Here is an 11,338-nt window from a genome sequence, read left to right as displayed (position 1 = left end):
TCACGCCGGCCGGCCCTTCACACCTGATGCCGACAAAACGCATGAACGCCAACCCCACGGGCGGCACCGAGCCTATGAGCCAGACACCAGGTGATCAGGATCCAACCACCGCAACACGCGGCACCTCACCCTGACACTGAGACGAGCCTATCTGCTGCTGAACGGGTTCAGCGGAGATAGACCTCCCCGCCCGTCGGATATCCGCCCCCGATGGTCGTCACATGGACATGGTCGTAGTGGCCCAGCCGGCTGGCCTGCGATCCACCGGGCGTGTAGTAGACGCCCCGCCAGATCGCGTCCTGTATTCCGAACCGGGCGGCGTTCTGCATGACGTAGGCGACGATCGAGTTTCCCAGCGCTATGCCCTCGGCGCTGTCGGGGTTGGGAATCATCACGTCGAGCGCCATACCCCGGGGATGCCAGGGCAGCGGATCCGGTCGCACCCCGCCAATCTCGTGGATCTGGGGGAAGTCGGCGCTGATGCTGCGCTCGACCAAGATCGTCCGGACCTGTAGGCCCTGCTCCGGCGCGATGCCGACGGGCAAGAAACGCGATTGTCTGTGGTAGCGCGATGCGGCGGTGGGCTGGCCGTCATCGAGTCCTTTAGCGGGCCGCTTCGACGCGGCTGTCACGATTTGCACGCAACAGGGTGCGACGTCGCTGATAACGGGTTTGGGTGCCGGCTGGGCGGCAAATGGATGAACGTCTCCGGAGACCGCGAAGAACACGGCCGCGGGGGCGAGCACTGCAGCCAGGGCCACTGACGGTCTACGTCGCTTCCTGGCTAATTCGTGTCGGCCCACTCGGAGCACATTACGTTGCGATAACGAAATAATAAATGTCGGCGTTATGAGAATAGTTAGATAGGCGTCTTAGATTTCGTGGGTGCGTTCTTGATCGAAGCGTCGGTGAAGGTGAGGCCGCCCGCGCGGACGATCAGGTCCGCCGACGGATGCTAGCCTGCTGAGGCGACTGCGCCGATGTAGTTCAATGGCAGAACATCAGCTTCCCAAGCTGAATACGCGGGTTCGATTCCCGTCATCGGCTCCATCTTTTCAGCAGGTAGGACGCGGTTTCCTGGCCACAGCCGGTCGGGCGGCAACCCCCGACCGGCCTCGTGGCGCTACGTACGCGGCTCAGCCTTTCGGGTTCGCAGGTCCGCAGCGGTCGCTCAGTTCTCCGCGCTGCACATCGGGCCGGCCGTCGGGCTGACCACTCATCCACGTCGACATGATCCCGACCGAGTACGGGCCTTCCTGGCCGTTCTTCTCGTAGAACCCCTGGGGGTCATAGATCTTCGCCTCCGGATACGGCCACGGGCATGCCACCGAGGTGGACAGATGGGCCGATTTGACGATCGCGAACAGGCCGCCGTAGCAGAAGTAGGCGACGTTCAGGATCACCAGCATCACGAGGAATGTGCCCACCCGCGGACGGCTCACCAAGATGCGGGCCCGCTGCGCGAGCTTCTCCGCGACCGCCTTCCCGGTGTCGTCGCGGTACAGCAGCACACCGGCCGGAACCATCACGAAGTTCACCGCCACCACTTCCCAGATGAGCGGGAACTGGTACGTCTCCCCCACGAAGGCCGACGCAAACGATGGCACCTGGGAATAGATGTACATGCCCGTGCGAACCAGCGTGATCTCCAGCGCCGCATCGACGATCACCCCGATGGGGAAGATGATGGCGGCCAGGCTGACCAGCGGGTGTCGCCAGGCGAACGAGTCAGCTGTCGTGCGCGCCTGCAGTTTCCGCAGAATCCAGATGGCCGGGAAGTAGGGCCCGAGGTAGAACATGACGTAGCCGAGCACGACGAACGGCTCGACGGTCGGTGACAACGACACCAGTGGCCAGTCCTCGGGCAGGTGCCACAGTTCCGGGTTGTAGACGGCGAACGGCGACCAGTTCATGATCGGGTCCTGCCACACGATCAAAGTGGTGACGATCGCCATCAGCAACGCCGGGTTGTGCGGGTTACGTCGCCAGTGCACCACCCACAAGGTGACGATCGCAGCCATCGTGACGACCGTGAAGACCTCCAGGATGGTCAACCAATTGGTCCAACCGAACAGCGGCTCGACCGGGCGCGGCGTGCCCTCGACTCCCGGGTTGGCGACGCGGGCCGACCCAATTCCCTTGCGCGCGTTGACCCCGAAGAGCACCGCAACCCCCGCAACGGCTGCGATGGCCAACCCTGCGCCCAGCCACGTTCGCTTCTCGGGGCGCACCGGATCCGGGCTGTTCTTGACTTGTGTTTTTTCAGTGGTCACTGCTTACTCCTGCCAATGTGGTCGACGAGATGAGACGAGATGGCCGGCCCCCACCCAGGTGGCGAGTCCGATGGCAACGTGAAATCCACGAGGTAGCCGAACGTGATCGGTTCAGCGGTGCTCTCGCAGGACATGCAACCCCCGTTGCGTGCGATGTTTCGGCTAGCAGAACTAAACCTAATATTTGTTCAGACCATAGCGAGGGTGGGCGACACCGTCAATCATGCGGGTGGCGAATCGACCGGATACACATGCGATCAGCTCAACCAGATTGCCGATGACCGCCGAATCTCGATGAGCGCCCGGCGACCACCACCCGTGCCGCCTCCCAGGGTTCAACGTCAGCGGTGGTCGGCATCCTCACCCGGTTGACCAAATATCTGTTCCGGGCTAACGTGGTGCTTACCGGCAGCCGACGACGCGATCGCGTCGTTCGCGCCCGCGCTGAATTTCCCAAGCCGAATACGCGGGTGGCGCTAGACGCGATCGTGAGCGTCACGCGGGTCACAACGGGATCCCGATTCGCTGCGGGCGCCCCGCCGGGCTGGTGTTTTCCTCCCGCTGCCGAGCGCCTGGTCACGAACCACATCGCCCGAACCAAGCCCCCGTAGCCAAAACGTGACCAAGGCTTGACCGAATATCAACGTGCCGTTGCGCTTCCGCAGGTCAGCGGCCATTTATCATCCCTATTGCAACTATGTCAGTTAAAGGGAATTGGGGCCATGCGGACGGGTGTTCGGTGTGTTCTTACGGTGGTCGGGCTCGCTGCGAGTGTAGTCGTGACGCCGGCTGGTATCAGCCTGGCGGCGGCCACCCAGTCGCATAGACCTGCCGTCGCGTCGGTTTCGCCGACGAGCGGCGAGGTGGTGGGTGTGGCGCACCCCGTGGTGGTGACGTTCCGTACGCCCGTAACCAACTCAGCCGACCGGCACGCAGCCGAGCGCGCGGTTGACGTCAAGTCGACACCCGCGATGACCGGCAAGTTCGAATGGCTCGACAACAAGGTCGTGCAGTGGGTTCCGGACCGATACTGGCCGGCGCACAGCACGATTGCGCTGACGGTGGGCCAGGCGACCTCGGAGATCAAAACGGGCCCCGCCGTCATCGGCGTGGCCAGCATCTCGCAGCACACGTTCACCGTGAGCATCGACGGCGTCGAGGCGGGACCGCCGACTCAACTCCCGGCGCCGCATCACCGGCCGCACTTCGGGGAGCAAGGGGTGATGCCGGCCTCGCTGGGCAGGCCGGAATACGCGACACCGGTCGGCGCGTACACCGTGCTCGCCAAAGAGCCTGCGGTGACCATGGATTCGAGCAGCGTCGGCATCCCCGTCGACGATCCCAACGGCTATCTACTCACGGTCAATTACGCCGTCCGCATCACCAACCGTGGCCTGTTCGTGCATTCGGCCCCGTGGGCCGTCCAATCACTGGGGCTCGAGAATGTCAGCCACGGCTGCATCAGCCTGAGCCCCGATGACGCCGAGTGGTACTACAACCACGTCAACGTCGGCGATCCGGTGATCGTGCTGGACTAGCAGCGGCGACGATCTTCACGAAGCTCCGCACCCACATGCAGGACGGGTGCGGGGCTTCGATTGTGTTGAGGATAAATGCCTTTCACCGCCCCGGCTTCGCACCCGACTACTATCGACCAGCTCCCGCAACGGAACGGGCCCGCTGGTGATTAGCCAGCGGGCCCGCCTAGCCGAAACGAGCGTTTGACGTCAGCTCGAGGGTCCGGGTCGAACCGGCTGACCGGGTGTCGGCCCGCCGGTGGGCGCCGGACCGGTCGGCGCGTCCTTCACCCCGGACATGTCAATGATCGGAGCGGCCGCCTCCAAGGGGGCGCCGGCCGCCGCCGGGCCGCCAAGCGCGATCAGCGGAGCGCCGGCCGGCACCACCGGCACCGGCGGTACTACGGGCACGGGTGGCGCAAGGGGCAGCGGCGGCACGATGGGCACCGGAGCGCCGAGCGGCAGCGGCCCGGGCACGGCCATCGGCACGCCGGACATGTCTGTGAGCGGCGCCGCGCACATGTCCGCCGGTGCGCCCGCGGCTGCGGGGCCTCCGGCGGCTGCGGGGCCTCCGGCGGCCGGGGCCGCGTCGCCCGCCTGGCCCTGGATGCACGCGTGGCCGCCCGTGATCAGCGGGGCGGCCGCCGCGTCGGGGCTCAACGCTATAGCTGCTCCGCACAACGCAGCGCTGGCAACCACTTTCATGTTGAACCGATCGACGATCGCCATCAGCGTCAACTCTCCTTTATTCACGCTCAGCTATTTCCGCAAATCAATTGGTGCGGCAGGTCCGCCCAGCCGTACCGAGGTCGTCTTTTCCCGACCGGGCCAATTGTCAGCAGCCAATACGCGACACGAGCCACGCCGCACCGCGCCGTTTCCAAATGGTGACGTCACAACGGGGTCACGAATCGAGCCGCCGTCGGGAGAAGCTGGCTGACCTGCGCCAATGCGCCCACACCCGGGGCCTGCTCAGCGGTTTGTGCCGGTCAACGGCCGATGCGGCGGCCGGTCGCAGGGTGAGGGACCAGGCCGCCGCCGATCGTGACGCCGGTCCCCCGGTCGGCAGCCTCGTCGGGTCCGGCGTGACGCCGCGGCTCGAAGCCGACGTGAAATCCCGCGGACTTGATTTTTCCGCAGTTTTTTCACAGGGAAATTTTGGTGCACAAAGTCTGTCCAGGAGGTTACATGGAGGTGAACACCCCGAACGCAACCGTTGACAGGCAGAGGGGACGAGATTATGTCATCACGTCGTCTAGCTGGCGGTTTGGCCGCCTCAGCGCTGTTCGGTGGCCCGCTCCTCGCCGGCCTCGTGTGGGCCAGCCCGGCGCAGGCCGACGCGGCCAGCTTTCTCAGTGACATGCACAAGGACGGGATCCACGCCGTGACCGGCGGCGACGCGGCGCTCTTGGAGGCCGGCCTGAACATCTGCCAGCAAATATCTTGGGGCGCCCCACCCGCGCAGCTCCAGGGTTTGGCGCTGCAGCGTTCCGACGAACGGCAGGGGGCCGGTGGGCTGAGCCCCCAGCAGGCCGGCGACATCGTCGTCTTCGCCGTGCGTGATCTGTGCCCGAGCTAGTCACGCTGATCTGAATTCCAACGCCGTCGGCGCGGCGAGTCTTCGCCGACTATTCATCCTCCGGATTTTCTGCGCAGCGCGTGATGCACTTTTGTGTAAAAGTGCATCATCGGCATCGGGCAGAGAAATGCCGAGACATGAGGAGACGTTGGATGGCCGCACGCAGGCTCTATGGCCGGTTCATGGGCGCGGCGCTGACGGTGGGTCGCCTGCTGCTTTCCGGGATGCTCGCCGGGATCATCTGGGCCGGGCCGGCGCGGGCCGACCAGGCCGCCTTTCTCAACGACCTGCACAACGCCGGGATTCACGCCGTCGACGGCGGCGACGATGCGCTGTTGCAGATGGGCGCGGACCTATGTCAGCAGCTTTCCTGGGGCGCCTCTCCCCAGCAGCTGGAGCTGCTGGCCATCCAACGCTCCGATGCCGACCAGGGCTCCGGCGGGATCAACGGCCGGCAGGCCGCCGACGTGGTGATCTTCGCCCTGCGCGATTTGTGTCCCAACGCCTAGCGGTGAGCCAGTCGCGGCGGGCTTCGCGCTAAGGTGACACTCGAGTGAAGCTGAACGCACGGAACCTGACCGGTCTCAACATCCCCGTCCCGACCTATGACCGCAGCCAAATCGGCATCGGCATAGCGCATTTCGGTGTCGGCGGCTTTCACCGCGCCCACCAGGCCATGTACATCGACCGCCTGCTCAACGCCGGGCTCGCGCAGGACTGGGGCATCTGCGGTGTCGGCGTGCTGCCGGGCGACCAGGAGATGCGCGACGCGCTGCGCGGCCAGGATCACCTGTACACGCTGATCCTCGAACATCCCGACGGCACCCGGCAGCCGCGAGTCATCGGCTCCATCGTCGACTTCCGTTATGCGCCTGAGGATCCCGACTCGGTCATCGAACTACTCGCCGATCCGGCCACCCGGATCATCTCGCTCACCATCACCGAAGGCGGCTACCAGCCGCCCCTGAGCGCCGTGTTCGGATTGGTGGCCGAGGCGTGTGACCGGCGACGAGCGCGCGACCTGCCCGCCCCGACGATCGTGTCCTGCGACAACATCGTCGCGAACGGCGACGTGGCGCGGCGCACCTTCACGTCATACGCGCAGCGGATCAATCCCGGACTCGCGCAGTGGATGCGCGAGAAGACGAGATTCCCCAACTCGATGGTGGACCGGATCACGCCGGTGACCACACCGGACGTGGCGGCGCGGCTGGACTCCGAATTCGGCGTGCGCGACGCGCGGCCCGTCGTGGCCGAGCCGTTCGCCATGTGGGCGATCGAGGACGACTTCGCCGACGGGCGGCCACCGCTGGACCGGGCCGGCGTCCAGCTCGTCGACGACGTCGCGCCCTACGAGGCGATGAAGCTGCGGCTGCTCAATGCCGGCCATCAGGGCCTGTGCTATTTCGGGTACCTGGCCGGATACCGCCTGGTGCACGAAGCCGCCCAGGATCCGCTGATCGCCGAATTCCTTGCCCGCTACCTTGATTCGGAGGCGACGCCGACGCTGGCGCGCATCGCGGTTCTGGCCGACTTCCGCAGCGAACTCCTCCCCCGCTTCGCCAACGCCTACGTACGCGACACACTCGCCCGGCTGTGCGCCGATTCCTCGGACCGCATCCCGAAATGGCTGCTGCCCGTCGTGCACGACAATCTGCGTTCGGGTGGCCCGGTGCGGCTGTCCGCGGCGATCGTCGCGAGCTGGGCCCGTTACGCCGAGGGCGTCGACGAACAGGGCGAACCGATCGAGGTGGTGGACCGGCTGGCGGACACGCTGGTTCCGATCGCCCGCTCGCAGCGGGACGACCCGGAGGCGTTTCTGGCCAACCGTGCGCTGTTCGGTGACCTCCTCGACGCACCGCGCTTCCGCGAGGCCTACCTGTGGGCCCTCGACTGCCTGCACCGGCGCGGCGCACGCGCCACGCTGCGGGCGCTGATCGGGGCCGACTCATGACCCTGGTCGCCGGGATCGACTCCTCGACGCAGTCCTGCAAGGTGCTGGTGTGTGACGCCGCGACCGGCGAGGTGGTCCGCGAGGGGCGGGCCGGCCACCCGTCCGGTACCGAAATCGACCCGGCCGCATGGGAAGCCGCCGCACGAGAGGCCCTCGCCGCCGCGGGCGGGCTCGACGGTGTCGACGCTCTCGCTGTTGGGGCGCAACAACACGGCATGGTGTGCCTGGACGGAACCGGTCGGGTGGTGCGGTCGGCGCTGCTGTGGAACGACGTGCGCTCGGCCGACGCCGCGCTCGCACTCGTGCGTGAGCTGGGTGGGGCGCGGGCGTGGGCCCAGGCCGTGGGTATCGTCCCGCTGGCCGCGATCACCGTGTCGAAGTTGCGCTGGCTCGCCGACCACGAGCCCCGCCACGCGGACCGCACCGCGGCGGTCTGCCTGCCCCACGACTGGCTGACGTGGCGGCTCCGCGGCGACGCCGACATCGCGGCGCTGACCACCGATCGCAGCGACGCCAGCGGCACCGGCTACTACGACGCCGCAACCGGCGAGTACCGCGTCGATCTGCTGGAACTGGCCCTGCGCGGTCGGCGTCCGCACCTGCCCACCGTGCTGGGCCCGGCGGACGGGACCACGGGTGGCGCAACGACGTTCGGGGCGGGCCTCGGGGACAACGCCGCCGCGGCGCTGGGCCTGGGGGCCGCGGAGGGCGACGTGATCGTCTCGATCGGGACGTCGGGGGTGGTGGCCGCCGTCACCGCGGATCCGGTCCGTGACGACGCGGGCTTCGTCGCCGGATTCGCCGACGGCACCGGGCGCTACCTGCCGCTGGTGTGCACGCTCAACGGCGCGCGGGTGCTCGACGCGGCCGCCGCGATGCTGCGCGTCGACCACGACGAGCTGTCCCGGCTCGCGCTGTCGGCGCCGCCGGGCAGCGAAGGTCTGGTCCTGGTGCCATATCTCGAGGGTGAGCGAACCCCTAACCGGCCCAACGCGACTGGAGCATTGCACGGTCTGCGGGTCTCCAATGCGACGCCGGCCAATCTGGCCAGGGCCGCGGTGGAGGGACTGTTGTGCTCGTTGGTCGACGGCATCGCGCATCTGGCCGCACACGGCGTCGCCGCGCGCCGCATCCTGCTGGTCGGCGGCGGCGCCCGGTCCCGGGCGCTGCGCGAGATCGCGCCGGCGGTGTTCGGCATGCCGGTGCTGGTACCCGCCCCGGCGCAGTACGTCGCGGCGGGCGCGGCGCGACAGGCGGCGTGGGCGTTGGGCGGCTCACCCCGACCACCGGCGTGGGATCCGCCGCCGACCGACGAATACGACGCCGCCCCCTCGCCCGAGGTGCCGGCGCGCTACGCGCAGGTGCGCGACCTCACCGACGGGGTCGCTAGTCGCCGGGAAGCGGACGAAACACGCGAAGAATCCGGTATTTCGCGGTGAAGTTGACCGCGTCGTATTCGTCGCCGATCTCGCCGTCGCAGGCGATGACCGTGGGGCCGTCGACGACGCTCAAGCTGAATTCCGGCACCTGCAACTCGTGGTAGAGCGGGCTGCGTTCCAGCCGACCCAACGCCAGCGCGGTCAGGATCCGAATCCTGGCCCACGGCCGGCCCGCTTCCAGGATCCGGACGTCGATCAGGCCGTCGTCCATGCGGGTGCGCCGCGACGGCGCGAACCCGGTGGGCAGGTACAGCGAATTGCCCAGGAAGAACAGCGATGTCAGCAGGGTCTTGTTGTCGTAGCGGATGCGCACGGGCTCGTCCTTGCGCAGCGTGCGCAGCATCGCGTAAAGACCGGCCAGCGGCTTGCCGATGCGCTTCTCGAGCTTTTCGCGCCGCCGCACGAAGGCCGGATAGGCGCCGATGCTCACGGTGTTGAGCACCATCTGAGAGTCGTTGAGGCACACCAGGTCCACGCATGCCACGCTGCCGCACCGGATCGCGTCGACCGTCTTGGCCACGGTGTCGCAGCCGATGTCCTTGGCGAAGTGGTTGAACGTTCCGGCGGGAAAGACCGCCAGCGGCAGCCCGGCGTCGATGGCCACCCCCGCGGCGGCCGCCACGGTGCCGTCGCCGCCGCCCACCGCGAGCACCTCGGCGCGGGCCGCCGCGCCGCGCAAGACCTCCACCGGGTCGTCGTCGGGGCCCAGTTCGCGGATGTCGACGTTCGGCAGCTCGGCGCGTACCTCGTCGACGACGCGGGCGCCGGTGCCGCTGCCCGACTCGGGGTTGATGACCAGGACGACTCCGGCGCCGTCGGGCCGCCGCGGCGCCGCGACGCGAAGCGGTTCGGTTCGCGGAAGCGCGGTTTCGACGATCGGCGGGACGAGACGGCCACCCAGCACGGCCAAGCCGGAGCCGATCCCGAACCCGGCGATGACGTCGCCGGGATAGTGCGCGCCGGTCGCCACCCGCGACAGGCCCACCAGCCCGGCCAGCAGCGCCAGCCCGAAGCCCACCGGCGGGTTCTCCAGGCCCACCCCGACGGCGAACGCGGCGGCGCTGGCGGAGTGCCCCGACGGCAGCGAGTTCGACGCCGGGCGGCGGCGCACCTGCCTGACCAATGGCACCACGTCATAACCCGGGCGCTGCCGCCGGCGGATGCGCTTGGCGACCTGGTTGGTGACCAGGCTGGTCACGGCCAGCGTCACCATCCCGCGGGTCGCGCCGCGCTGCGCGCTTTGCCGGCCGGTGGCAAGCAGCGCCGCACCGAGGGCCATCCACAGCTTGGAATGATCGGCCGCCCGGGTCAGCGGCGGCATGACCGCGTCCAGCAGCGGAGTGTCCGTCTCGGCGATCGCCTCGAACAGTTCGCGGTCCAGCGTGCCCAGTCCTCGGGTGATCTGTTTGATGCCGCGCGCGCGTCGCCAGGGCCGCCTGTTCATTCGCTCCACCCTAACCATGGATAACAATTGACCGGAAAGACATGGACGCACAGGGCTATTGCACGAGATGGCGGGAGAACGCCGCACGCCGCGGCGTGACCCCGCACGCGATCGCCGAGATCACGCGGCGCCACGGCATCAGCCCCGCCAGTTTCGCGGTCCTGGCGACGATGGCCGAGATCAGGGACCCGGCCGGCCAATCCTTCTTCCTGCTGCCGCCGGGCGCCCGCGGGGGCGACGCCCGCGCGGCGGCGCTGATGACCTACATCCTGAACGCGGGCACCGACTACGGGGCGGCGGGCGCGCGGCCCACCGACTTTCCGCCCACCCCGTTCGGCACCGCCGAGGTGGCGCGAATCAGCCTGCGACAGCAGGAAAACGGCTGGAGCTACACCCGCGACGTCGCATTCGTGCACCGCAACGGGGGGCGCCTGGTCACCACACCCAACGGCATGCTGATGGGGCTGGGCGGCAACTGGATCCAGCGGCGGTTCAGCGCGCGGGGCGGCACCACCTGGGGCGACATCTTCATGGTGAACCTGGGCCGGCTCACCGACCCGGAAGAGCAGCTGCGCCGGATCGTCTCCTCCGGACACACGTGGTGCCTCGACGGACACGGCACGCCCCGCCGCAGCCGCCTGGACCTGGACCGGGTGTTGCACCACGAAGAGCGGCACGCTCGGCAATGGGCGGACCGGGGTTATCTGGGCATGCTCGCCGGCTATGGGCGGGAGCTGTTCCGCGAGTTGGTCTTTGGGGCGACGAACCGGCTCGAAGAGGACGCCGGTCTGGCCGACGGCGGCTACAGGGCGTGAATCCCGTGGTAGAGCACCATCGCACCGATCACCACCAAGACGGCGGCGAGCAGCGCGGCGTTGTTGCGGTCCATCCAGTCCTTGAGGCGTGCCAGCGTGTCGTCGAGGCGGCTACCGGCGGCCGCGTAGGCCAGGATCGGGATCGCGACGCTCGACGCCGCGATGGCCACGAAGAACGCGGCGGCCACCCAGTCGCCGGCGACGCCGAGCCCGCTGGTGCCGATGCCCAAGCCGGCCGGGACACAGATGAGCGCCACATCCGGGCGCACCACCGCCAGCACCGCCCCGGTGATGCCCGCACGGGCCGGGGTGATGCT

11 protein-coding genes and 1 tRNA gene are annotated in these 11,338 nt (G+C 68.2%); 7 read left to right on the top strand and 5 right to left on the bottom strand.

What is annotated here, in order from left to right; all coding sequences use genetic code 11:
* Positions 1–167: 167 nt before the first annotated feature.
* The gene (locus Q0W90_RS19415) at positions 168–803 is read right to left on the bottom strand and encodes a hypothetical protein (RefSeq protein ID WP_297700927.1); all 636 of its coding nucleotides are present in this window, start codon (positions 801–803) and stop codon (positions 168–170) included.
* A gap of 173 nt (positions 804–976) precedes the next feature.
* On the opposite strand from Q0W90_RS19415, the gene Q0W90_RS19410 reads away from it, so the two are divergent.
* Positions 977–1,050 (top strand) — tRNA-Gly (locus Q0W90_RS19410).
* Between the two features lie 86 nt (positions 1,051–1,136).
* Here the strand turns inward: Q0W90_RS19410 and Q0W90_RS19405 are convergent.
* The gene (locus tag Q0W90_RS19405) at positions 1,137–2,273 is read right to left on the bottom strand and encodes a spirocyclase AveC family protein (protein ID WP_297602063.1); all 1,137 of its coding nucleotides are present in this window, start codon (positions 2,271–2,273) and stop codon (positions 1,137–1,139) included.
* 722 nt (positions 2,274–2,995) lie between these two features.
* On the opposite strand from Q0W90_RS19405, the gene Q0W90_RS19400 reads away from it, so the two are divergent.
* The gene (locus Q0W90_RS19400) at positions 2,996–3,811 is read left to right on the top strand and encodes a L,D-transpeptidase (RefSeq protein WP_297776009.1); all 816 of its coding nucleotides are present in this window, start codon (positions 2,996–2,998) and stop codon (positions 3,809–3,811) included.
* A gap of 189 nt (positions 3,812–4,000) precedes the next feature.
* Here the strand turns inward: Q0W90_RS19400 and Q0W90_RS19395 are convergent, their stop codons facing one another.
* Positions 4,001–4,519 carry a hypothetical protein gene (locus Q0W90_RS19395; protein ID WP_297602059.1) on the bottom strand — a complete coding sequence of 173 codons (519 nt, stop codon included), beginning with the start codon at positions 4,517–4,519 and terminating at the stop codon, positions 4,001–4,003.
* A 511-nt stretch (positions 4,520–5,030) separates the two neighbouring features.
* Here Q0W90_RS19395 and Q0W90_RS19390 point away from each other — a divergent pair.
* The 4 genes from Q0W90_RS19390 to Q0W90_RS19375 all read left to right on the top strand — a co-directional run bounded on the left by Q0W90_RS19390 (position 5,031) and on the right by Q0W90_RS19375 (position 8,762).
* On the top strand, positions 5,031–5,369 hold the full coding sequence (locus Q0W90_RS19390; protein ID WP_297700929.1) for a DUF732 domain-containing protein: 339 nt from the start codon (positions 5,031–5,033) through the stop codon (positions 5,367–5,369).
* A 152-nt stretch (positions 5,370–5,521) separates the two neighbouring features.
* Positions 5,522–5,878: a DUF732 domain-containing protein gene (locus Q0W90_RS19385; RefSeq protein ID WP_297596241.1), complete on the top strand. Its 357-nt coding sequence runs from the start codon at positions 5,522–5,524 to the stop codon at positions 5,876–5,878.
* Between the two features lie 44 nt (positions 5,879–5,922).
* A complete protein-coding gene (locus Q0W90_RS19380; RefSeq protein ID WP_297776006.1) occupies positions 5,923–7,323 on the top strand; it encodes a mannitol dehydrogenase family protein in 1,401 nt (466 codons plus the stop codon).
* Complete coding sequence (locus Q0W90_RS19375) at positions 7,320–8,762, top strand: FGGY family carbohydrate kinase (protein WP_297776004.1); 1,443 nt, start codon at positions 7,320–7,322, stop codon at positions 8,760–8,762. The genes Q0W90_RS19380 and Q0W90_RS19375 overlap by 4 nt, the downstream gene beginning before the upstream one ends.
* Here Q0W90_RS19375 and Q0W90_RS19370 read toward each other — a convergent pair.
* Positions 8,710–10,206 carry a diacylglycerol kinase family protein gene (locus Q0W90_RS19370; RefSeq protein WP_297776001.1) on the bottom strand — a complete coding sequence of 499 codons (1,497 nt, stop codon included), beginning with the start codon at positions 10,204–10,206 and terminating at the stop codon, positions 8,710–8,712. The two genes, Q0W90_RS19375 and Q0W90_RS19370, sit on opposite strands and share 53 nt — an antisense overlap.
* Before the next feature lie 41 nt (positions 10,207–10,247).
* Here Q0W90_RS19370 and Q0W90_RS19365 point away from each other — a divergent pair, with 41 nt between their 5' ends.
* Positions 10,248–11,021, top strand: coding sequence for a hypothetical protein (locus Q0W90_RS19365; RefSeq protein WP_297775998.1), 774 nt, complete (start codon positions 10,248–10,250; stop codon positions 11,019–11,021).
* On the opposite strand, the gene Q0W90_RS19360 is transcribed toward Q0W90_RS19365, so the two are convergent.
* The coding region (locus Q0W90_RS19360; protein WP_297775995.1) for a GAP family protein at positions 11,009–11,338 on the bottom strand (330 nt) is incomplete at its 5' end. The genes Q0W90_RS19365 and Q0W90_RS19360 overlap by 13 nt on opposite strands.

This window comes from Mycobacterium sp. (genome assembly GCF_025933915.1).
In the GTDB taxonomy this organism is placed as follows: domain Bacteria; phylum Actinomycetota; class Actinomycetes; order Mycobacteriales; family Mycobacteriaceae; genus Mycobacterium.
Note: the sequence above shows the minus strand (reverse complement) of the source record. Positions and strands in the feature narration are given on the sequence as shown.

Coding starts and splice junctions, on each gene's coding strand:
- Q0W90_RS19400 (WP_297776009.1), top strand. CDS start 2,996: ATGCGGACGGGTGTTCGGTGTGTTCTTACGGTGGTCGGGCTCGCTGCG.
- Q0W90_RS19395 (WP_297602059.1), bottom strand. CDS start 4,519: ATGGCGATCGTCGATCGGTTCAACATGAAAGTGGTTGCCAGCGCTGCG.
- Q0W90_RS19390 (WP_297700929.1), top strand. CDS start 5,031: ATGTCATCACGTCGTCTAGCTGGCGGTTTGGCCGCCTCAGCGCTGTTC.
- Q0W90_RS19385 (WP_297596241.1), top strand. CDS start 5,522: ATGGCCGCACGCAGGCTCTATGGCCGGTTCATGGGCGCGGCGCTGACG.
- Q0W90_RS19375 (WP_297776004.1), top strand. CDS start 7,320: ATGACCCTGGTCGCCGGGATCGACTCCTCGACGCAGTCCTGCAAGGTG.
- Q0W90_RS19370 (WP_297776001.1), bottom strand. CDS start 10,206: ATGAACAGGCGGCCCTGGCGACGCGCGCGCGGCATCAAACAGATCACC.
- Q0W90_RS19365 (WP_297775998.1), top strand. CDS start 10,248: ATGGACGCACAGGGCTATTGCACGAGATGGCGGGAGAACGCCGCACGC.